This window comes from Candidatus Symbiopectobacterium sp. NZEC135, from assembly GCF_025962695.1.
Genome location: NZ_JAGFPF010000004.1, coordinates 41,917 through 64,342 on the forward strand (window position 1 = coordinate 41,917; position 22,426 = coordinate 64,342).

Sequence of the window (22,426 nt, forward strand, 5' to 3'; positions counted from 1 at the left end):
GAAACGGTTGCAGGGTGATTACCCTGGCGTTTAAAAACGGAACTGTTCATATTGCAGCGCGCAAATGATAAGTCAAGCGTATGGCGTACCCACGGCAATATCGCGTAATTTTACGCGATAAAATGCTGTTAGCTTACCGCTATGCCGCGTTTTCCAACGCGCTTTTTACACTCGACGCTGTAGGTACGATGGCGTTGGATGCTGGCGCGCGTCCTTGATCCACAGCCAGGTGCCGTTGAGGGCAATTCCCGTCAAGATCAGGTATTCCAACGCCATCACATAAACCCCCTGGTAAGTGAAGATCACCACGCTGATAATGTTAACCACGACCCACAGAATCCAGTTCTCCACATACTTACGCGTCATCAAGATCATCGCTATCATGGAGAGCACCATCATGCAGGAATCCCAGAAGGGAAACGCATCCGGCTGCAAGGTCGGCATGGTCACCTGTACCCCCGCCCCCTGCATCACGCTCACCGCGACGCCCGTCAGCACGGCAAACACCGCATCAATATAGACGGTCATCAAACCAATCGTGAGTGCGCCCAACACTGACCAGGCAAGCAATCTGGGGAGCGACAGCCAGCGTATTTTCAAGGCAATATCCTGCTGTTCCGTGCGGCGTGTCCAGGCATACCAACCATAAACATTGGCAACAAAGAAAAAGATTTGCAGCAGCAGGCTGGCATAAAGCTGAATCTGGAAAAATATAACGGCAAAGAGCGAGACGTTGATCAAACCAAACAGGTAATTGATGGTTTTTTCCAGGCTGGCGAGCCAGATACAGAGCAGGCCACACAGCGCGCCAACGGCTTCAATCCAGGAAAGATCGTACCCTCCCGCTCCGAACGGGATATGAATCAAAATGTTGCTGGTACTGAAAAAGTCCATCTTGCCACCCCATAGTTATCGTCAAATGAGGAAATCCTGCTTCTGCCAGACTCCCAAGCGGGGTATATGGTAGCAGTCGGTTAGCAAGAAGGCACTTAATGTTTTACATACTAAACAAATAAGGGGTGATTCGTTCAATTATCTCCTTTTGTTTAGCAAATACAAAACTAACCAAACCAGCGATGCCAATAAATCGACAGTGGGATGATAAACAGCAGTGCAGGCAAGAAATTCACCACGGCGAACATTTTGATCTGCGCGATACGCAGTCCTACCGCCATCATGATAATGCCGCCACAGGCTGCAAAATCCCCCATGGTGATGTCATTCATAAACGGCATGATCAATTGCGCAGAAAAAAATAACAGCGCCTGAACCAGAAATTGTGGTACCGCGATTGAAATCACTGCCGCGCCGAGCGTGATAGAAAAAATCAGCGCAGTGAACACATCCAGTGCCGATTTGATAATCAGCAGTTGATAATCACCCGTCAACCCTTCCGTCAGCGCACCAACCACGCCCGTACCACTGGCACAGAACAGCACGATCAAGGCAGTAAAATTCTGCGTATACACATCCGCAGGCAATTTGTGCCGAGGCGGCGGCAGAACACGGCTTAACACCCGTTGGATCCAGATGCCTGCGAGCTGTATACCGTGCTCCAATCGCAACAGTTCACCCAAGGCAACCCCCAGCACCACCGCCAGTGCGACCGCGGGTAACTGATGCACCTTGATCACCAAGGTTATTCCCATCGCAATGGAGATCATGGCAAACGCAGGGGGGAGACCATCGCGAAGACGCTGGGGAATAAAACGACTCAGGGAAATACCCAGTAGGCCGCCAATAATAATGGCGGAACCGTTAATCAGAGGACCAATCATAATACTCCTTACACCCACATCTGCGTATTACAGACAACGAGACTTCAGTGGGTTTGCCCCGGTAATCACAGCGGGCAGAAAAATACAAAGAACCTACTATACTCCCACCAGACCCCGGCAGGATGCAATATCAGGTATAAGTCAGCCAGGCACGCTCAGGTGAGTCATCAGGATTGTAGCACTTACGTTTATGTAAGTACTTACTAAAAGTTATTTAAGGTCTTATAGTGAGTTCCACATCAATCACGCCATCCGGCGAAGGAGTAGGATCATGACGATTGCCGTAACGGGAGCCACCGGCCAACTGGGCCAGTTAGTTATCGCCAAACTCAAACAAAAAACCGCAGGCAGTAATATTGTTGCGCTGGTGCGCAGCCCAGAAAAAGCCAAAAGCCTGGGTGTCACCGCGCGCGCGGCCGACTATGCACAACCGGCCACGCTCGAAGCTGCCTTGTCCGGTGTAGAAACCCTGCTGCTCATTTCTGGTAATGAAATTGGCCAACGCGCGGTACAACACGCCAATGTGATCGCTGCGGCGAAAAAGAGCGGCGTAAAGCGCATTGTGTATACCAGCTTGTTGCACGCTGACACGTCACCGCTCAATCTGGCACCGGAGCACGCTGAGACAGAAAAAACCCTGAAAGCCTCTGGCATTGACTACACGATCCTGCGCAATGGCTGGTACACCGAAAACTATACGGGCTCTATCGCTCCAGCACTGGCTAACGGTGCTTTCTACGGCAGCGCCGGAGAAGGGAAAATTGCCTCTGCCGCACGTGAAGATTTTGCTGAGGCTGCCGTTGTGGTGCTCACACAGCCAGGTCACAGCGGGAAAACCTATGAATTAGCCGGCGATGAGCCTTATACGTTGGCACAGTTGGCTGCTGAAGTATCGAAGCAAAGCGGTAAGCAGATTCCGTACAACGATATTCCTGAAGCTGATTACGCCGCAGCACTGAAAGGCGCGGGACTACCGGAAGGGTTCGCCGCCGCTATCGCATCATGGGATGTGGGTGCGTCAAAAGGTGGGTTGTATGAAGCCTCACATCAGCTCTCCGCGCTGATTGGTCGCCCAACCACACCGCTGTCCGTTTCAGTCGCGGCAGCATTAAAAGCACTCTGATGCTACCCGTCCTGCCTTTCTGGCAGGACGGTTTGTGTAAACGACCGGCTATTCCAACGGGTTTTCCGCTGACAGCGGTGTCTGTTCCTGCAAAATGGCCGGTAGATTGACTTCTATCCAATCCGCCAGGTCACGCACCTTTTCCGCCGCTTCCCGCCCTAAGGGCGTAAGGGTGTATTCCACATGCGGGGGAACGGTGTTGTAGACATGGCGATGAACCATGCCATCGGCTTCCAGCCATTGTAACGTCTGTGACAGCATCCGCTCGCTAATGCCCTCAATGCTGCGCCGTAATGCGCTAAAGCGCTGTGTGCCCGGCAGTAACACAATCATCACCAACACGCCCCAGCGGCTGGTGAGATGCTTAAGCACCTCGCGTGAAGGGCAATTGGCCGCCAAGACATCACCGCGTTCGAGTTTTTCCGAGAGGGTGCGAGTTTGCTGGTCAATATCAGTCTGTGGTGTAGGAGATGTGGTCATTACACGCTTACCTGGGTGCTCGTACTAACTAAAAGTAATTGAATGCTACGCCAGTCGCTGTCCACACGTCAATCAGGCCAAAGCCGTTTTAGATGCGTTTATACCGCAGCGCCGATCAATGCGTTTTTGGCCGACAGAAGAAACGCATCTGACAATGCATCCCCGGCAGTGGCTCGCGCCAGTGTCAACGCGCCCAACAGTAGTGATAATTGCACCAACGTGTGCTGTCTACGCTGTTCGACGTCTTGAATATCGGAAACAGACTCCAGCCGCTCCAGCAGCGCCTTAACGCCATCAAGATAGACGTCGCGCACCGGTTTAGCTTCCCCCTCGCGGGCCACATCGCTGGCTAACGCGGTTATTGGACATCCATCCTTCGCCGCGTCGCGGTGTGTTGAGGACAGATAAGCCTCTACCAACGTGCGAAAATTATCATGGTGTGGCTGATGCCTGATTTCCTGCCAGCGGGAGGCAGAGTCATCAAGCGCCTTACGGCTGGCAATCGCCGCCAACTCATCTTTAGAAGAAAAATGCCCATAAAAACCGCCATGCGTTAATCCCGCGGCAGCCATCAGATCATTAACACTGACCCCATTCAGACCGCGTTCACGGAAAAGCTGTGAGGAAACCTGAATAATTTCCTCTCGATTACGCGCCATCTGCTGTTTTGATACACGGGCCATGATGTTCTCCTTTTCAGTCAGGCATCATCTTAAGTGATGGAAAAATAAGACTCAATATACCCGTCATACTTCACGTTGCAGTTGTGTTGACTGCGTTCGCTCACCCAAATCACTTACCTGAGTAAGCTCATCGGGATTCACTCCCTTGCCGCCTTACTGCAACGCGAATTATTTAGGGTATAGATGATGCCTTTCATCAATACTTCGCTCAGGCGCGTGGTGCCCGCGGAGAAATATAGTGAACGCCCTCTCCCCCCTGTGCCCGAGGCAGCGTACCAGCGATTTGTTCGTGTGGTGTACCGAGTGAAATTGCACTGACTTCATCCAGCCGCGCAACCTGATCGTCGCTCAGCGTGATATCCAAAGCCAGCAGCGTGTCATTCAATTGCGCCAGCGTGCGCGAACCCAGAATAGGAATCAGGCTGGTGCTGGCACGCGCGGCTTTATAGCGCAGCCAGGCGATAGCAACCTGCACAGGGATCGCGTTCAATTCCTGTGCAATGGCAAAGACCGTATCCAGTAAGGCTGTGTCCTGCTCAACGTGTACCAATCTTCCGCCGAACCCCTTCAATCGTCCTTCTGCACTTTGGCGATATTTTCCCGTCAGTAGCCCCCCGCCCAGCGGCGACCACGGCGTCACCGCCAGCCCTAGTGCTTCTGCCATCGGCAGCAGTTCTCGCTCGGCGGTACGTTGAACCAGGCTGTACTCCACCTGAACGCCAGCAATACGCGACCAGCCGCGTAGCTCTGCGATGGTATCGGCGCGAGCAATGCGCCACGCAGGAAAGTTGGATAATCCGGCATACTGGATTTTCCCTGCGCGGATAAGATCGTCAAACGCGCGCACGATCTCTTCGATGGGGGTCAGTTGATCGTCAAAGTGGGCCCACAGCACATCAATGCGATCGGTGCGCAACCGCTGAAGACTGTTTTCAACCGACGAAATCATATTTTTACGGCTGTTACCGCTGCGAGAGATACCGGCATTGGGCAAAGCGCTCAGGGTGTATTTTGTCGCTACGACAAAATGATCGCGATCGGCAGCAATAAACTCCCCGACCATCTGCTCAGATTGGCCAAACTGATAGGCATCTGCCGTATCGATAAAGTTACCACCGGCATCCACATAACGATCGAAAACCTGTTTTGCCTGCTCTTTTTCAGAACCGTATCCCCAGCCCGTGCCGAAGTTACCGGTGCCAAGCGCCAATTCAGATACCCGTAAACCCGTGTTACGTCCAAACGTGGTGTATTGCATAGGGCCGCCCTCATTTAAATGTCGATTGACATTTAAAATATATGTCATGCATCATCTATAATGCAAGCATGATATTCATCCTCTATTTATCAGACACGAGAGCACATTTATGAACACAGACCTTTCCGTTCTCATCACCGGCGCCTCATCGGGCATTGGCGCTACCTATGCTGAACGCTTCGCCCGTCGCGGCCACAACCTGGTGTTGGTCGCTCGTGACTGTGCGCGCCTGGAAACCTTAGCCACCCGCATGCGGCAAGAGCATGGCGTTACCGTCGATATTCTTCCCGCCGACCTCACCCAACCAGACGACCTCGCCGCCGTAGAAGCGCGACTACGCGATGACGATCGCATCGGGATTCTGGTAAACAATGCCGGTATGAGTCTCTCGGGGAGCTTTGTTGAGCAGACAACCGACGATATCGCAAAGCTGGTAACGCTCAACACAACAGCCTTGGTGCGTCTTGCCAGCGCAGAGCAACTGTCTGAAATAGGTTCCCTGATTGAGTCCGGCGCAATCAAACCGATCATTGATCGGGTATTTCCATTTGATGCAACAGCGGACGCACTGGCTTACGTCGAAACCGGGAGAGCAAAAGGGAAAGTTATCATCAGCATGAAATAGCGTTGCTGTCTCGCTTCGCGAGACTAGAACCTGAACGCAGCTTCTCACCTGCACGACAGGTGCAAATAAACATTCAGCAATTGAGATTTATAAAAAGGGTATCTAGAAGATGGTGGGTCGTGCAGGATTCGAACCTGCGACCAATTGATTAAAAGTCAACTGCTCTACCGACTGAGCTAACGACCCGCTGTACGCTATGGCAATGTATCGCGGTGACAACAACTTCAATTTCAACGTCGTAAATGGTGGGTCGTGCAGGATTCGAACCTGCGACCAATTGATTAAAAGTCAACTGCTCTACCGACTGAGCTAACGACCCGCTGTACGCTATGGCAATGTATCGCGGTGACAACAACTTCAATTTCAACGTCGTAGATGGTGGGTCGTGCAGGATTCGAACCTGCGACCAATTGATTAAAAGTCAACTGCTCTACCGACTGAGCTAACGACCCATCATGGTGCTACCTTGGCGTTTTCACCTTGCCTTGGCAACGGCGGCATATATTACTAACTTATCCGCTCAGTGCAACCTATTTTCCTGAAAAACGGTTCAACTGCTTAATCATCAAACGACAAAGCACAAAAATCGCTCATAGCGCGCAATTTTTGTGCCTGAAAAGGGGGTTAAAGCCCAGTCAGCCGTTTTTGTGCCTGCTTGGCACTTTCGGTGTTGGGATACTGCTTGATGACCTGCTGGTAGACAGCCTTCGCTTTATCCGTCTGCCCCTTTTCCTGCATGATCACCCCAACCTTGAGTAAGGCTTCAGAACTTTTGGGGGATTTCGGGTAATTCTTGACCACGTTCGCAAAATAGTAAGCGGCGTCGTCTTTCTTACCTTTGTTGTAGTTCAACTGACCCAGCCAATAGTTGGCATTCGGCTGGTAGGTTGAATCAGGATATTTTTTGACAAATGCCTGAAAAGCGGCAATTGCTTGATCGTACTGCTTTTTCTCTAGCACCAATGCCGCCGCAGCGTTGTAGTCACTGTTGGCGTCACCGGTACTCGCTGGCGCAACAGCCGCGCCCGCACCATTGCTGGCGGGGCTAGCGGTGGATGCACCCGTATCGGTTGCTGGCGCAGAAGACGCCGACGGCGTTGACGACGAGGAGCCCATACTATCCATTTGCTGATAGATTTGCTTCTGGCGTTCAACAACCTGATTCAACTGGTACTGATTTTCCTGAATCTGCCCGCGTAAACTGTCAATATCGCGCTGCGTATCAGAAAGCTGCTGCTGAAGTTGAGTTAATAGCTGGCTATGAGCGTTAGAAATACGCTCCATTTGGGTGACTCGGTCTTCCACCGAGCCAGAGCCGACATTACTGATTGGCGCTTGGGCAGTAGCGGCCCAAGGGACCGCTACGCCAACCAATAACGACAGACCCACGAGATGACGTCTGAAGTTACTGTTCATGCAATGCTCTTAGTATACCAGGACCGCACGACGGTTTTTGGACCATGCAGCTTCGTCATGACCCAGAACCGCAGGTTTCTCTTTACCGTAAGACACGATAGAGATCTGATCGGAAGAAACACCTTTGCCTTGCAGGTACATTTGAACAGCGCTCGCACGGCGTTCACCCAGGGCGATGTTGTATTCCGGCGTACCGCGTTCATCCGCATGACCTTCGATAGTCACTTTGTAGGACGGGTTGCTGCGCAGGAAGGAAGCGTGCGCATCCAGCATCTGAGCGAAGTCAGAACGGATATCGTACTTGTCCAGATCGAAGTATACGATGTTGTTGCGTTGCAGTTCTTGCATTTGCAGGCGAGCCTGCTCAGAAGAAGACATATTGCCGTTTTCATAACCGCTGCCTGCAGTGCCAACGGTAGACTGGTCATTGCCGTCTTTCTTGTGTGAACTACATGCGGCGATAGCCAGCACCGGCAGAGCCAACATCAGGCCTTTCAGTACTTTATTGAATTGCATCTCTTATGTCCTTTGAAAAAATTATTTATGTTTATAAATACGGCGACCAGGCAGGGAATTTAACCTGTCCATCAGTTGCCGGAAGACGCGCTTTGAAACGTCCGTCAGTAGACACCAGTTGCAGCACTGAGCCCAGCCCTTGTTTAGAGCTGTAAATTACCATCGTGCCGTTCGGTGCGATACTCGGCGTTTCGTCCAGATAGGTGCCCGTAATGACTTGAACGGCCCCCGTCACCAGATCTTGTGTAGCAATATGCTGAGCGCCACCGTTGGAGCTCACCATCACTAGCATTTTTCCATCGTCACTGACTTCTGAGTCCTGATTCTGCGACCCTTCCCAGGTGATACGCTGCGGGGCTCCGCCATTGACGTTAATTTTGTAGACTTGTGGACGTCCAGCCTGATCCGAAGTATATGCCAAAGTCTGGCTATCGGGGAACCAGGTTGGCTCAGTATTGTTGCTGCGACCATCCGTCACTTGACGGATCTGACCGGAACCAATGTCCATAACATACAAGTTCAGGCTACCGCTTTTGGAAAGCGCAAAGGCCAGTTTGCTGCCATCCGGGGAAAACGCCGGCGCACCGTTGTGACGCGGGAAGGACGCTACCTGACGGATCGCACCATTGGCCAACGTCTGAATCACCAGCGCAGAACGACCGCTTTCAAAGGTGACATATGCCACTTTGCTGCCATCCGGCGACCAGGCCGGTGACATTAGCGGTTCTGGAGAACGGTGCACCACAAACTGGTTGTAGCCATCGTAGTCAGAGACGCGCAGTTCATAAGGGAACTGACCGCCGTTGGTCTGCACCACATAAGCGATACGGGTACGGAAGGCACCTTTGATACCGGTTAATTTCTGGAACACTTCATCACTGGCGGTATGCGCGGCATAACGCAGCCACTGTTTGGTGACCTTGAACTGGTTTTGCGCCAATACGCTGCCCGGATTACCCGAAGTATCAACCAGTTGGTAAGAGATCACGTAGCTACCGTCTGCACCGGGCTGAACCTGACCCACGATGACAGAGTCAATCCCCAGCGCCGTCCAGGCAGCCGGCGTGACTTCCGAGGCAGAACCCGGTTGCTGCGGCATACGGCTGGGATCGATCGGATTGAATTTACCGCTGTTGCGCAAATCCGCACCAACGATACCACCAATATCTTCCGGCGCTGCGCCACCGCCAGCCCACTTGAACGGAACCACAGCGATAGGGCGTGCCGAGTCAACCCCTTGGGTAATCTCGATACGCACTTCGGCGTGCAGTGCTGTGACCCACAGCATTAAAAAACCTAGTGCAACTTTACATGCCTGCTTCATTTCATCTCCCTTATCCAGAGGTATCGCCTCGGATAAATTAGCAGAATTTTAACAAACCGGTATCACCAAAACACAATACCCATGGGTGGTGCTATCATCCTTGTCCTAAAGGTGCTGTGCGGCACCGTTAGGCTCGTACTGCACGCCACGATTATTGCGGTTTGAAATCAATCGGTGCGTTTTTGAAAGCTTCATACACATCTGTACTTGGTGGCTTCGGTATTCTTGCCTGCTTCGCAGCGGCAATCGCCGCCTGACACAGTGCCGGATCGCCACTTTCCGCTTCAACGGAAACTAACAGACCGTCCGGTGCCAGTTTGATGCGCAATGTACAGGTTTTCCCCCGATAAAGCTGCCAGTCATAGAATTTACTCTGGATCGCCGCGCGCACCTGGCCGCCATAACTGTCCAGAGCGGCACCTGAAGCACCGCTCTTTTTCGCCGCACCAGCACCGGCTGGCGCACCGCCACCTGATTTAGGCGCGTTTTTCGACGACGCCAAACCACCGAGCAGATCGTCAACGGAATCAGACTGTGCAGCGGCTTCCGCGGCGGCTTTTTTATCCGCCGCTGCCTTGGCTTTTGCGTCTGCGGCGGCTTTGGCTTTGGCATCAGCAGCCGCTTTCGCTTTCGCATCGGCTTCCGCTTTCGCCTTGGCGTCTGCTTCCGCCTTCGCTTCTGCGGCCTTCGCTTTAGCATCGGCTTCCGCTTTCGCCTTGGCCTCCGCATCCGCTTTGGCTTTCGCATCAGCGACCGCTTTGGCCTTCGCTTCGTCTTCCGCCTGCTTTTTCGCAGCAGCAGCGGCGGCGGCCTGTTTCTTCACTTCTTCTTCAGCTTTTTTCTTCGCGTCAGCAGCAGCTTTGGCTTGTTGTTCAGCTTCGGCTTTCGCTTTCGCGGCAGCGGCTTCCGCCTGCTGTTGCTGTTCTTTGGCCTTAGCGGCAGCGGCTTCCGCCTGCTTACGCTGTTCGGCCTGCTCTTGCGCCTGCTGCTTAGCGTTTTCTTGCGCTTGAAGACGTTCTTTCTCAAGCTCTTTTAAACGCTGTTGCTCAGCAGCCTGCTTTTGCTGCAACTCTTCAGCCTGCTGTTCAGCCTGCTTTTTACGCAACTGTTCCGCGCGTTTTGCATCACTCTGTTGCTGCTGCTGGCGGTTGTACTGTTCAACGACGGCATTGGGATCAACCATTACCGCATCGATTGCCGAGCCGCCACCGCCGCCGCCACTGGCATCCATAGAGGAGTGGAATGAGCTCCACACCAGCAAAGCAATCAGTATGATGTGCAAAACGGCCGAGACAATAATGGCGCGTTTCAACTTATCAGGTTTTTCGGTGGCCTTTAGCACAAGCGGTTCCCAAATACTGTGTTGCCGTAATAAACGATTGCCAGAAAAAACATCACGCTTTGACTGCAACGCATTGATTATATAGGCTGAGTCATCAGACCTACTGATTTGACCCCAGCCTGGCGCAGCAAGTTCAGCGCTTTGATGATCTCATCATAAGGCACGTCTTTCGCCCCCCCGATCAGAAACACCGACTTGGGGTTTTCAGCCATACGCGCCTGGGCTTCTGCCACAATCTGCTCAGCGGGAAGTTGTTCCATCCGCTTTTGTTCAATCACCAGACTGTACTGACCGACGCCAGACACTTCGACAATCACCGGTGGATTATCGTTGCTGGAGACGGTTTTGGAATCTGTCGCATCAGGCAAATCCACTTCCACGCTCTGCGTGATGATAGGTGCCGTCGCCATGAAGATCAGCAACAACACCAGCAGCACGTCCAGCAATGGAACGATGTTAATTTCGGATTTTAGATCCCGGCGACCACGTGAACGAGCCATGCTGCCTCCTGATTACTTACTACTTTCAGTGAAGGCCTGACGATGCAGGATAGCGATGAACTCTTCCATGAAGTTGTCGTAGTTCTGCTCCAGTTTGTTCACACGCTGATTCAGGCGGTTATAAGCCATTACCGCCGGGATCGCCGCAAACAGACCAATCGCGGTCGCAATCAGTGCCTCGGCAATACCCGGAGCAACCATTTGCAACGTGGCCTGCTTAACTGCCCCCAACGCGATAAAGGCGTGCATGATCCCCCACACGGTACCAAACAGGCCGATATACGGGCTGATAGAGCCAACGGTTCCCAAAAACGGGATGTGGGTTTCCAGCATTTCTAATTCGCGGTTAAAGGAGATGCGCATCGCACGCGAAGCACCCTCTACCACCGCCTCTGGCGCATGGCTGTTAGCCCGATGCAAGCGGGCAAATTCTTTGAAGCCGGAATAGAAGATTTGCTCTGAACCTGCCAGCGAATCGCGGCGCGTCTGGCTTTCCTGATACAGTCGGGAGAGTTCAATGCCTGACCAGAATTTATCTTCAAAGGCTTCAGCTTCACGCGTGGCGTTGTTCAAAATACGCGTGCGTTGGATGATGATCGCCCAAGAGGCGATAGAAAAACCAATCAAAACCAGCATGATAAGTTTCACTAAAAGACTGGCTTTCAGGAACAAATCAAGGATATTCATGTCAGTCACTGCTTAAACTCCGCGACAATAGACTTAGGAAGCGCGATGGGCTTCATGTGATGTGGATCGATACAAGCGATCAATACGTCGGCCTGACTCAACAGATCGCCGTGAGAATTGAGAATACGCTGAGCAAACGTGAGAGAAGCACCGCGTATCACTGTGATTTCACTCTCTACGTTCAATAAATCATCCAGACGCGCCGGAGAAAAATACTCGACCGCCATACGGCGCACAGCGAAAGCCACATGCTCTTCCAGCAAGGCGCACTGATGAAAGCCGTGCTGGCGTAACATTTCTGTCCGCGCACGCTCATAGAAGGCGATATAACGGGCGTGATACACCACGCCACCGGCGTCTGTGTCTTCATAGTAGACACGCACAGGCCAACGAAACAACGTATTGCTCACTCTACATCCCGGTAATACAACGAAACACCGCTACTATACGCAAGAGAAATGAGGTTTGGAATGGGTTGCTTAGAGGGAAATAAAATAATTATGGGTTGCGGGCAACCCATAACTAAACGGAATAGAACGTAATACTAGCGAAAGAAGTAAATAAGCCCTGCGAGCAGGATCACAAAGGCAGGAAAAGGCGCAAAAATCACGCGCCACAGCAGGCGCTGTTGGCGGAACCCTACCCCGTAGATCACCCCGGTGCAAACGGCCCATACCAGCAACGGGCCTTGCCACACTTCCAGCGCGCTGGTGCGCGCCGCAAAGCGTGTTGGGTCCCACATCACACAGCCGGCCATCAGCAACGCCATGAGCAGGGCAAGAGCCCGTAACGGGCCCTTGTCCATCAGTTGGTAGAGTTTATCAACCAGACTGCTCATTGCGCGTTGTCTTCTGCCGCTTTCGCTTTAGTGGCTTCACTCTGCTCTAACGCCAGAGCGGTAATAATCCCCAGCGAGCAAGCAAGAAGCGTTCCGAGTATCCAGGCGAAATACCACATCATTAAGCTCCTTACTTAGTACAGAGAGTGGGTGTTCTGTTCAATATGCTCTTTAGTAATGCGACCGAACATTTTGTAGTAACACCATGCCGTGTAAGAGAGCACGATGGGTACAAAAATAATGGCGACGATCGTCATCACTTTCAGCGTGTACAAGCTGGAGGTGGCATCCCACATGGTCAGGCTCACGTTCGGTTGCGTGCTGGACGGCATCACAAACGGGAACATGGCAACCCCAGCGGTCAGAATAACGCAGGCGATAGTCAGCGAGCTGAACAGGAAAGCCAGACCGCCCTTGTCCGCACGCGCCATTGCGATGGTCAGCAGCGGCAGCACTACGCCCAGCAACGGGATAGCCCACAGCACCGGATGCGCCGTGAAGTTCGCTAACCAGGCACCGGCCTGATGCGCCACTTCTTTGTGCAGCGGGTTAGACTCAGCAGCCTTGTCCAATACGGAGGTAATGGTATAACCATCAATACCGTAGATCACCCACACACCCGCCAACGCAAAGGTCACCATCATCACCAACGCTGACAGTTGAGCCGCACCTTTTGAGCGAACATGCAGGTCGCCATTGGTACGCATCATCAGGTAGGTAGCGCCTTGCGCCAAGATCATGGTCAGGCTGACAATGCCTGCCAACAGGCCAAACGGGTTCAGCAGTTGGAAGAAGTTACCAGTATAGAACAAGCGTGCATTGGCATCGATATGGAACGGCACGCCCTGCAACAGGTTACCGAACGCCACACCGATCACCACTGGCGGCACAAAGCTACCAATGAAAATGCCCCAGTCCCACATGTTACGCCAGCGCGCATCTTCCAGCTTGGAGCGGTAGTCAAAACCGATCGGGCGGAAGAACAACGATGCCAGCACCAGAATCATCGCGATATAGAAACCGGAAAACGCTGCGGCATACACCATCGGCCAGGCAGCAAACAGCGCCCCGCCCGCGGTGATCAGCCACACCTGGTTACCGTCCCAGTGCGGAGCGATGCTGTTGATCATGATACGGCGTTCTACATCATTACGCCCCATCACGCGCACCAGCACACCGACACCCATGTCAAAGCCGTCAGTAATGGCGAAACCAATCATCAGCACGCCAATCAACAGCCACCAGATAAAACGTAATACTTCATATTCAAACATAGTGGACTCCTGTTTACCGTGCGTCCTGAGCCAGCGTCAACGGCTGTTCAAAGTGGTAACGCCCTGTTTTCAGGCTGCTTGGGCCGAGGCGCGCGAATTTGAACATCAGATACATTTCGGCGACCAGGAACAGGGTGTACAAACCGCAAATCAAGCCCATCGATAGCAGAATGTCACCCGCCGTCAGCGAAGAGTTCGCCACTGCCGTCGGCAACACTTCACCGATAGCCCACGGTTGACGACCGTATTCGGCAACAAACCACCCGGCTTCAACCGCAATCCACGGTAACGGAATACCGAACAAGGCAGCACGTAACAGCAGCTTGTTTTTACCGATACGGTTTCTGATCACGCTCCAGAACGACAGGCCGATAATCAGCAGCATCAGCACGCCACAGGCCACCATGATACGGAACGAGAAGTAGAGCGGCGCAACGCGAGGAATGGAGTCCTTAGTCGCCTGCTGAATTTGTGCTTCAGTCGCATTAGCAACGTCTGCGGTGTAACGTTTGAGCAGCATGCCGTAACCCAAATCCTGTTTGGACCGGTTAAAGGCTTCACGCACGGCCGGATCGGTATTACCCGCGCGCAGTTGCTCCAACAACTCATACGCTTTCATGCCGTTACGAATACGCACCTGATGACCATCCATCAGTTCACGCAGCCCCAGCACCACGCCGTCCGTCGAACGCGTGGCGATAAGCCCCAGCATAAACGGAATGCGCACCGCGAACTGGTTCTCCATTTTCTCCTGATTGGGAAGGGCGAACAGCGTAAAGCTGGCGGGTGCCGGTTGAGTTTCCCACTCGGCTTCAATCGCGGCCAATTTGGTTTTTTGTACGTCACCCATTTCATAGCCGGATTCATCACCCAGTACGATAACCGACAGCACAGCAGCAGTGCCGAAGCTGGCAGCAATGGCGAATGAACGTTTAGCAAAGGCCAAATCACGGCCCTTAAGCAGATAGTAAGCACTGATACCCAGAATGAACATGGCACCGGTGGTGTAACCTGCGGCAACGGTATGAACGAACTTCACCTGCGCAACCGGGTTCAGTACCAGTTGTGAGAAGCTCACCATTTCCATACGCATGGTTTCGAAATTGAATTCAGAAGCGATGGGGTTTTGCATCCAGCCGTTCGCCACCAGAATCCACAGCGCGGAGAAGTTAGACCCCAACGCCACCAACCAGGTCACGGCCATGTGTTGCACTTTGCCCAGACGATCCCAGCCAAAGAAGAACAAGCCAACAAACGTTGATTCGAGGAAGAACGCCATCAAGCCTTCAATCGCCAGCGGCGCGCCGAAAATGTCCCCGACATAGTGAGAGAAATAAGACCAGTTAGTACCGAACTGGAACTCCATAGTCAGCCCGGTGGCCACGCCCAGCGCAAAGTTGATACCAAACAATTTGCCCCAGAACTTGGTCATATCCTTGTAGATTTGTTTGCCCGTTAACACATAGACCGTTTCCATGATCGCCAACAAAAACGCCATCCCCAGCGTTAATGGTACGAAAAGGAAATGGTACATTGCGGTTAAGGCAAACTGTAAACGTGACAGTTCGACTATATCAAACATCTTGACTCCTTGCTCCTCGCAGGAAGGTTTTAGCTTGTCAATGCAAACAAGCCGCTAAACACCCAAAAAGAACACAACAGAAAATTGCTTCAGAACCGGCTTTTATAAACAGCGAGAGTTCACCGTTAACCCAATAACACGCCAAAGAAAACACGTTAAGAATAGCTAAGAACGCTACCACAAATAGGGTAGCGGCTATATTACGCCTGTAATCCCCTACAATAAATAGGTTTTTACGTGACACAGATTGTGTTTTTGGTTTCAAATCAACTTTCCTTCTCCGGCGCACCTTAGACGAAAATTGATATGGCGCAATTTAAACGTATTTCTCTATTTATAGCCAGCTTAAGATTTTGATCTGACGCAAATAGTACATCCAATGTTAATTTCTGGTTTGCTAAGGTTTCGTCATACGATTAGTTGTTAACTAAATGTAGAAATAAAAACAACGACAGCATCAATTAGCAAACCAATTGTTGACTTACTCGCACAGATTTAATTTAAGGCACTATCAAGCGTAGATGATTTAATCATAACCACAGCGTTTAAATTGTTAATTTAATGTTGCCACGGTTAATATATTGAGTGGTGAGTTAATAACGGTTCTTAATTATTTTTTGTTTTCATCTTTTATTACTGTACTGACAATAAAAAAGGGCCATCCAAAGATGGCCCCTGTTGCTCACCGCGCAATAATAAAGAAACTAGCGCGCCAACACAGCTTTCAGCGCATCGCCGATATCCGCAAGACTGCGCACCGTTTTCACGCCAGCGGCTTCCAGCGCTGCGAATTTGTCATCCGCCGTGCCTTTCCCCCCGGCAATGATGGCACCGGCATGGCCCATACGCTTGCCCTTCGGTGCCGTCACACCAGCGATGTACCCTACCACTGGTTTGGTGACATGCGCTTTAATATAGGCGGCCGCTTCCTCTTCCGCTGTACCACCGATTTCACCGATCATTACGATGGCCTCGGTTTGCGAATCCTGTTCGAACAGCGCCAGAATATCGATAAAGTTAGAACCCGGAATCGGGTCACCGCCGATCCCCACACAGCTTGACTGACCCAATCCGATGTCAGTGGTCTGTTTCACCGCTTCGTAGGTCAGCGTTCCTGAGCGAGAAACGATTCCCACCTTGCCCGGTTTGTGAATATGGCCGGGCATAATACCAATTTTGCACTCACCGGGGGTGATAACGCCGGGGCAGTTAGGGCCAATCATCCGCACGCCGCTTTGTTCCAGCTTCGCTTTCACGACCAGCATATCCAGCGTTGGGATACCTTCTGTGATACAAATGACCAGCTCAATGCCCGCATCAATAGCTTCCAGAATAGAGTCTTTGCAAAATGGTGCCGGGACGTAAATCACTGAAGCCGTCGCACCAGTCGCGTCCACCGCTTCGCGCACGGTATTGAACACAGGTAAACCCAAATGTTCTGTGCCGCCTTTACCGGGCGTTACACCGCCCACGAGCTTAGTACCGTAAGCGAGTGCTTGCTCAGAGTGGAAGGTGCCTTGGCTGCCGGTAAATCCCTGGCAAATGACTTTAGTGTGTTTATCAATCAGAATAGACATTATTTACCCTCCGCTGCCTTCACAACCTGCTGAGCTGCATCTGTCAAACTGGTGGCGGCGATAATATTCAAGCCGCTGTCAGCCAGTTTCTTGGCACCCAGTTCCGCATTGTTTCCTTCCAGGCGCACCACCACAGGTACGTTAACGCCCACTTCGGCTACCGCACCGATGATGCCGTCAGCAATCAGGTCACAGCGCACGATACCGCCAAAGATATTGACCAGTACCGCTTTCACGTTATCGTCGGAGAGAATAATTTTAAAGGCTTCGGTCACACGCTCTTTGGTTGCGCCACCGCCCACATCCAGGAAGTTGGCCGGCGCGCCACCGTGCAGCTTGACGATGTCCATGGTACCCATGGCAAGACCTGCACCGTTCACCATACAACCAATATTGCCATCGAGCGCCACATAGTTCAGTTCCCACTGTGCGGCATGCGCCTCACGGGAATCTTCCTGGCTCGGATCGCGCATTTCGCGCAGTTCCGGCTGACGGAACAGCGCATTGCCATCAGCACTAAGTTTGCCGTCCAGACAGACCAGATCGCCCTGCTTGGTGATCACCAGCGGGTTAATCTCCACCAGTGCCAGATCGCGTTCCAGGAACAGCGTTGCCAATCCCATGAAAATCTTGGTGAACTGCGCCACTTGCTTGCCGCTCAGCCCCAGTTTAAAGGCCAATTCACGCCCCTGATAAGGCTGCGGGCCAGTCAGCGGGTCGAGCGCGGCTTTATGAATCAGTTCCGGCGTCTCTTCCGCCACTTTTTCAATTTCCACCCCGCCTTCGGTCGAGGCCATAAACACCACACGACGCGTAGCGCGATCAACGACGGCACCGAGGTAGAGTTCTTGATCGATGTCGGTTGCGGCTTCCACCAGAATCTGATGCACAGGCTGGCCTTGCGCATCTGTTTGGTAAGTAACCAAACGTTTGCCCAGCCAATTTTCCGCAAACGCGCGAATATCTTCTTTGCTGCTCACCACTTTTACGCCGCCCGCTTTACCACGGCCACCCGCATGCACCTGGCATTTCACCACCCACGGACCGGCACCAATTTTCGAGGCGGCCTCTTCTGCTTCGCGCGGCGTGGTGCAGGCATAACCGGTCGGCGCCGGCAGGCCATATCGAGCAAAGAGCTGTTTTGCCTGATATTCATGTAAATTCATGATGTTCTATCCATCTCGGTTTGAAGATAAGTCGCATGACTTTCTTGATATTATTGGATAACGCCGCCTAAGGCGGCTGCATAGCACAATGTAAACCAATACCTTTCCCGTATGACCGCCGCTCGGCAGGCGGCGGCGGTCTACGCCATCACGCGCTATACATCCAGCAGCAGGCGTGTTGGATCTTCCAGCATCTCTTTTACCGTGACCAAAAAGCCCACGGATTCACGACCATCAATCAACCGGTGATCGTAAGAAAGCGCCAGATACATCATTGGCAGAATCACCACCTGCCCCTCCACGGCCATCGGTCTGTCTTTGATGGCATGCATGCCCAAAATCGCACTCTGTGGCGGGTTAATGATAGGGGTGGACATCAGGGAGCCGAACACGCCACCGTTGGTAATGGTAAAATTACCGCCGGTCAGTTCTTCTACCGTCAGCTTGCCGTCGCGCCCTTTCACCGCGAGATCTTTGATTTTCTTCTCAATGTCAGCCATACCCAGCGCATCGACATCGCGCAGCACTGGCGTAACCAGACCGCGCGGCGTGGAGACCGCGATACTGACATCGAAATAGTTGTGGTACACCACATCTTCGCCATCGATGGAGGCGTTCACCTCGGGGTAGCGTTTCAGCGCTTCCACCACGGCTTTGATGTAGAACGACATAAAGCCCAGACGCACGCCGTGGCGTTTTTCAAACGCTTCACCGTACTGCTGACGCAGGTCCATAATCGGCTTCATGTTGACTTCGTTAAAGGTCGTCAACATAGCGGTACTGTTTTTCGCTTCAAGCAGGCGTTCAGCAACGCGCTTACGCAGGCGCGTCATTGGCACGCGTTTTTCGCTGCGATGCGCCAGCGCCGGTGCTGCTTCTGCGGCTTTCTCCGCTTTTTTGTCACTGCCATTGGCAGCCTGCAACGCCAGATGTTTTTCAACATCTTCACGCGTGATACGGCCACCGACGCCACTGCCTTTGATCGCAGCCGCATCCAGACCGTGCTCACCAATCAGGCGACGAATCGCCGGGCTGAGCGCGTCGCTGCTCTCTTCCGTCAACCCTGCAGTATGACGCTGGGCTGGCGTAGACTCTTTGCTCTGCGCTTTTTCGCTGGTTTGCTTGCCGGAGCTGTCGCCACGGCGCAGACGCCCAAGAATTTGGCGCGATATCACCGTCGCGCCTTCACTTTCCAGCACGGCATCCAGCACGCCCGCTTCGGGTGCAGGCACTTCAAGCACCACTTTATCCGTTTCAATTTCGACCAGCACTTCATCACGCTGGACGCTGTCACCCGGCTTTTTGTGCCAGGTCGCCACGGAAGCATCCGCTACCGATTCGGGAAGGTCAGGGACAAGAATATCTACGCTACTCATTATCTATCCTTTTATTTAATCAACGTTCAGCGCGTCGTTAACCAGATCTTGCTGTTGTTTCTGATGCACAGACATATAACCGACCGCCGGAGAGGCGGAGGCCGGGCGTCCGGCGTAACGCAAAGACGCCCCAAAGGGAATCACTTCGCGGAAATGGTGCTGGCTGCAATACCATGCTCCCTGATTGAGCGGCTCTTCCTGACACCAGACAAAATCATGCACGTGTGCAAACGGCGCTAACGCTGCCTGTACCGCCTGTAGCGGGAACGGGTAGAGTTGCTCGATGCGCACAATCGCCACATTGTCCTGCTCATTCTTACGACGCTGTTCCAATAAATCATAGTAGACCTTGCCAGAACAGAGCACGACGCGCTTCACTCCTTGCGGATCAAGTTCGTCAATTTCACCGATAGCCGGTTGGAACGCGCCGTTTGCCAGCTCTTCCAGCGAAGAGATCGCCAGAGGATGGCGCAACAGCGATTTCGGTGACATCACCACCAGCGGACGACGCATACCGCGCAGCGCCTGGCGACGCAACATATGGTAAACCTGCGCCGGCGTCGACGGAATGCACACCTGCATGTTTTGCTCAGCGCACAGTTGCAGATAACGTTCGAGACGCGCGGAGGAGTGCTCAGGACCTTGGCCTTCATAGCCATGCGGCAGCAGCATCACCAGGCCGCACATGCGTCCCCACTTCTGCTCACCAGAGCTGATGAACTGATCGATCACCACTTGAGCACCGTTGGCGAAATCACCGAACTGCGCTTCCCAGATGGTCAACGTGCGCGGCTCTGCCGTGGCATAGCCGTATTCAAACGCCAGAATCGCCTCTTCGGACAATACTGAGTCCCAGACGTTAAAGGTGCCCTGCGCGTTATGCACGTGTTCCAGCGGCGTGTAGCTTGAGCCATTCTTTTGGTTATGCACCACAGCATGGCGATGGAAGAAAGTGCCACGACCGCTGTCTTCACCGGAGATACGGATAGGAATGCCATCATCAACCAGCGTGGCGTAGGCCAGGGTTTCCGCGCCGCCCCAGTCGAAGGGCTTGTTACCCAGCGCCATTTCGGCACGATCGGCATACACCTTGACGACGCGCGGATGCATTTCAATGGCTTCCGGCACTTCACTGATGCGTTTTGCCAATTCTTGCAGGCGTTTCATCTCCACTTTGTGCGGATAAGGCTCATCCCACTCGTGGTTCAGGTAAGGCGTCCAGGTGAAGGATTGCATGTCCATTTCACGCCACTCTTCCACCACACATTCGCCGGCATCCAGTGCGTCGCGATACAGGTTAACCTGCTCGGTGGCATCCTCCAGCGTGATGTTTTTTTCCAGCTCCAGGCGATCGGCATACACCTTGCGCGGCGTCGGGTGTTTTTTAATCTTCTGGTACATCATCGGCTGCGTCGCACTTGGCTCATCCGCTTCGTTGTGACCATGGCGGCGATAGCAAATCAGATCGATAAACACATCGCGTTTGAATTCATTGCGGAAATCCAACGCCAGACGCGTCACATAAGCGACCGCTTCCGGATCGTCAGCGTTAACGTGGAAAATCGGTGCCTGCACCATCTTGCCAATGTCGGTACAATATTCTGTGGAACGAATATCCAGCGGGTTAGAGGTGGTAAAACCAATGCGGTTGTTGATCACGATACGCAGCGTACCGCCCACTTCATAGCCACGTACGGTGGACATGTTCAGCAGTTCCTGCACCACGCCCTGCCCGCTGATGGCGGCGTCGCCGTGAATGGTCACTGGCAATACGCGCGGACCGCTCTCACTGCTGAGACGATCGAGACGTGCACGCACGGAGCCGGTCACTACCGGGCTGACAATTTCAAGGTGCGAGGGGTTAAACGCCAGCGCCAGATGCACCAGACCGCCTTCGGTGGCGAATTCGGACGAAAAGCCCTGATGGTATTTCACATCACCGGTGCCGAGATGCTCTTTATGCTTACCGGCAAATTCATCGAACAAATCCTGCGGCTTTTTCCCCAACACGTTAACCAGTACGTTGAGGCGGCCACGGTGCGCCATGCCCAACACCACTTCGCGCGTGCCGTTGTTGCCCGCGTGGCGGATCATCTCTTTGAGCATCGGTACCAGCGCATCGCCACCTTCCAGCGAGAAGCGTTTCGCACCCGGGTATTTGGCACCCAAATAGCGCTCCAGCCCTTCCGCCGCCGTCAGCTCTTTCAGGAAGCGACGTTTCTCTTCCAAACTGAAAGCAGGCTGACCAGAAATGGATTCGATACGCTGCTGAATCCAGCGTTTCTCATCGGTGCTGGTGATATGCATGTACTCGGCACCGATAGAACCGCAGTAGGTGCGCTTCAGGGCATCATATAATTCACCGAGTTTCATGGTTTCTTTGCCGATGGCGAAAGAACCCACGTTATAAGAGTCCTGAAGGTCATCAGCCGTCAGGTTATGGTAAGCCAGATCCAGTTCGGCAACCGGCGCTTGCGGACGTAAATCGATCGGGTCCAGCTTGGCCTGCTGATGTCCACGGAAACGAAACGCGTTTATCAGCTGCAATACTTTGACCTGCTTGGCGTCAATGTCAGGATCGGTCACAGAGGGGCTAAAGCGCGAGGCATCTTTCGCCAGACGGCGGAAATAGTCGCGCGTTTTGGAGTGCAGTTGATCGGGTTTGACCCCCGCCGTAGGCAACTGCTGGAAGATAGACCGCCAGCTAAGATCGATAGAATCCGGATCGGTTAAAAAATCTTCATAGAGCTGTTCTATGTAGGACTGGTTCGCGCCCGCCAGATAGGAGGAATCCAGCCAGGCCTTCATTGCGCCGTTCTGCATTGTGATCCCTTAAGCTAATAAGCTTCAGTTTTCGCCGTGGTTAACATGTCCTGTGCCG

Annotated in this window: 22 protein-coding genes and 3 tRNA genes; 2 read left to right on the plus strand and 23 right to left on the minus strand. The window is 52.9% G+C overall.

The window, feature by feature from the left end:
- Positions 1 to 165 precede the first annotated feature (165 nt).
- The gene (gene pnuC / locus J5224_RS03815; RefSeq protein WP_264624098.1) at positions 166 to 894 is read right to left on the minus strand and encodes a nicotinamide riboside transporter PnuC; all 729 of its coding nucleotides are present in this window, start codon (positions 892 to 894) and stop codon (positions 166 to 168) included.
- Between the two features lie 167 nt (positions 895 to 1,061).
- On the minus strand, positions 1,062 to 1,778 hold the full coding sequence (locus J5224_RS03820; RefSeq protein WP_264624099.1) for a DUF554 domain-containing protein: 717 nt from the start codon (positions 1,776 to 1,778) through the stop codon (positions 1,062 to 1,064).
- 271 nt (positions 1,779 to 2,049) lie between these two features.
- Here J5224_RS03820 and J5224_RS03825 point away from each other — a divergent pair, with 271 nt between their 5' ends.
- Positions 2,050 to 2,901 (plus strand): SDR family oxidoreductase, encoded by an 852-nt coding sequence (locus J5224_RS03825; protein ID WP_264624100.1) that lies wholly within the window; start codon positions 2,050 to 2,052, stop codon positions 2,899 to 2,901.
- A gap of 48 nt (positions 2,902 to 2,949) precedes the next feature.
- Here J5224_RS03825 and J5224_RS03830 read toward each other — a convergent pair whose 3' ends face one another.
- From J5224_RS03830 to J5224_RS03840, 3 genes are all read right to left on the minus strand, one after another.
- Positions 2,950 to 3,381 carry a winged helix-turn-helix transcriptional regulator gene (locus tag J5224_RS03830; protein WP_264624101.1) on the minus strand — a complete coding sequence of 144 codons (432 nt, stop codon included), beginning with the start codon at positions 3,379 to 3,381 and terminating at the stop codon, positions 2,950 to 2,952.
- 98 nt (positions 3,382 to 3,479) lie between these two features.
- Complete coding sequence (locus tag J5224_RS03835; RefSeq protein ID WP_264624102.1) at positions 3,480 to 4,064, minus strand: TetR/AcrR family transcriptional regulator; 585 nt, start codon at positions 4,062 to 4,064, stop codon at positions 3,480 to 3,482.
- A gap of 208 nt (positions 4,065 to 4,272) precedes the next feature.
- Positions 4,273 to 5,322: an aldo/keto reductase gene (locus J5224_RS03840; protein WP_264624103.1), complete on the minus strand. Its 1,050-nt coding sequence runs from the start codon at positions 5,320 to 5,322 to the stop codon at positions 4,273 to 4,275.
- Positions 5,323 to 5,431: 109 nt separating this feature from the next.
- Between J5224_RS03840 and J5224_RS03845 the strand changes: the two genes are divergently transcribed.
- Positions 5,432 to 5,947, plus strand: coding sequence for an SDR family NAD(P)-dependent oxidoreductase (locus J5224_RS03845; protein WP_264624104.1), 516 nt, complete (start codon positions 5,432 to 5,434; stop codon positions 5,945 to 5,947).
- Positions 5,948 to 6,057: 110 nt separating this feature from the next.
- Here the strand turns inward: J5224_RS03845 and J5224_RS03850 are convergent.
- From J5224_RS03850 to sucA, 18 genes are all read right to left on the minus strand, one after another.
- Positions 6,058 to 6,133 (minus strand) — tRNA-Lys (locus tag J5224_RS03850).
- Positions 6,134 to 6,190: 57 nt separating this feature from the next.
- Positions 6,191 to 6,266, minus strand: a tRNA-Lys gene (locus tag J5224_RS03855).
- Positions 6,267 to 6,323: 57 nt separating this feature from the next.
- Positions 6,324 to 6,399, minus strand: a tRNA-Lys gene (locus J5224_RS03860).
- A gap of 172 nt (positions 6,400 to 6,571) precedes the next feature.
- Complete coding sequence (cpoB, locus tag J5224_RS03865) at positions 6,572 to 7,363, minus strand: cell division protein CpoB (protein ID WP_264624105.1); 792 nt, start codon at positions 7,361 to 7,363, stop codon at positions 6,572 to 6,574.
- A gap of 9 nt (positions 7,364 to 7,372) precedes the next feature.
- Positions 7,373 to 7,879, minus strand: coding sequence for a peptidoglycan-associated lipoprotein Pal (gene pal / locus J5224_RS03870; RefSeq protein WP_264624106.1), 507 nt, complete (start codon positions 7,877 to 7,879; stop codon positions 7,373 to 7,375).
- Between the two features lie 31 nt (positions 7,880 to 7,910).
- Positions 7,911 to 9,203: a Tol-Pal system beta propeller repeat protein TolB gene (gene tolB / locus J5224_RS03875; protein WP_264624107.1), complete on the minus strand. Its 1,293-nt coding sequence runs from the start codon at positions 9,201 to 9,203 to the stop codon at positions 7,911 to 7,913.
- Positions 9,204 to 9,354: 151 nt separating this feature from the next.
- Complete coding sequence (gene tolA / locus J5224_RS03880; RefSeq protein ID WP_264624108.1) at positions 9,355 to 10,545, minus strand: cell envelope integrity protein TolA; 1,191 nt, start codon at positions 10,543 to 10,545, stop codon at positions 9,355 to 9,357.
- 77 nt (positions 10,546 to 10,622) lie between these two features.
- Positions 10,623 to 11,045 (minus strand): colicin uptake protein TolR, encoded by a 423-nt coding sequence (gene tolR / locus J5224_RS03885; protein ID WP_222160037.1) that lies wholly within the window; start codon positions 11,043 to 11,045, stop codon positions 10,623 to 10,625.
- A 12-nt stretch (positions 11,046 to 11,057) separates the two neighbouring features.
- Positions 11,058 to 11,741, minus strand: a complete 684-nt coding sequence (tolQ, locus tag J5224_RS03890) for a Tol-Pal system protein TolQ (RefSeq protein ID WP_222160036.1) — start codon at positions 11,739 to 11,741, stop codon at positions 11,058 to 11,060.
- The gene (ybgC, locus tag J5224_RS03895; protein ID WP_264624109.1) at positions 11,738 to 12,142 is read right to left on the minus strand and encodes a tol-pal system-associated acyl-CoA thioesterase; all 405 of its coding nucleotides are present in this window, start codon (positions 12,140 to 12,142) and stop codon (positions 11,738 to 11,740) included. Before ybgC ends, tolQ begins: the two co-directional genes overlap by 4 nt.
- 134 nt (positions 12,143 to 12,276) lie before the next feature.
- Positions 12,277 to 12,570, minus strand: coding sequence for a cyd operon protein YbgE (gene ybgE, locus J5224_RS03900; protein WP_195314803.1), 294 nt, complete (start codon positions 12,568 to 12,570; stop codon positions 12,277 to 12,279).
- Entirely contained in the window at positions 12,567 to 12,689 is a 123-nt protein-coding gene (gene cydX, locus J5224_RS03905; RefSeq protein ID WP_195314819.1) for a cytochrome bd-I oxidase subunit CydX, read from the minus strand. Before cydX ends, ybgE begins: the two co-directional genes overlap by 4 nt.
- A 15-nt stretch (positions 12,690 to 12,704) precedes the next feature.
- Positions 12,705 to 13,844 (minus strand): cytochrome d ubiquinol oxidase subunit II, encoded by a 1,140-nt coding sequence (gene cydB / locus J5224_RS03910; RefSeq protein ID WP_264624110.1) that lies wholly within the window; start codon positions 13,842 to 13,844, stop codon positions 12,705 to 12,707.
- Between the two features lie 13 nt (positions 13,845 to 13,857).
- On the minus strand, positions 13,858 to 15,426 hold the full coding sequence (gene cydA, locus J5224_RS03915; protein ID WP_264624111.1) for a cytochrome ubiquinol oxidase subunit I: 1,569 nt from the start codon (positions 15,424 to 15,426) through the stop codon (positions 13,858 to 13,860).
- Between the two features lie 704 nt (positions 15,427 to 16,130).
- Entirely contained in the window at positions 16,131 to 17,003 is an 873-nt protein-coding gene (sucD, locus tag J5224_RS03920) for a succinate--CoA ligase subunit alpha (protein WP_264624112.1), read from the minus strand.
- Positions 17,003 to 18,169 carry an ADP-forming succinate--CoA ligase subunit beta gene (gene sucC, locus J5224_RS03925; protein ID WP_264624113.1) on the minus strand — a complete coding sequence of 389 codons (1,167 nt, stop codon included), beginning with the start codon at positions 18,167 to 18,169 and terminating at the stop codon, positions 17,003 to 17,005. The genes sucD and sucC overlap by 1 nt, the downstream gene beginning before the upstream one ends.
- A gap of 155 nt (positions 18,170 to 18,324) precedes the next feature.
- On the minus strand, positions 18,325 to 19,545 hold the full coding sequence (gene odhB / locus J5224_RS03930) for a 2-oxoglutarate dehydrogenase complex dihydrolipoyllysine-residue succinyltransferase (RefSeq protein WP_264624114.1): 1,221 nt from the start codon (positions 19,543 to 19,545) through the stop codon (positions 18,325 to 18,327).
- A 15-nt stretch (positions 19,546 to 19,560) separates the two neighbouring features.
- A complete protein-coding gene (gene sucA / locus J5224_RS03935; protein WP_264624115.1) occupies positions 19,561 to 22,368 on the minus strand; it encodes a 2-oxoglutarate dehydrogenase E1 component in 2,808 nt (935 codons plus the stop codon).
- Positions 22,369 to 22,426 lie beyond the last annotated feature (58 nt).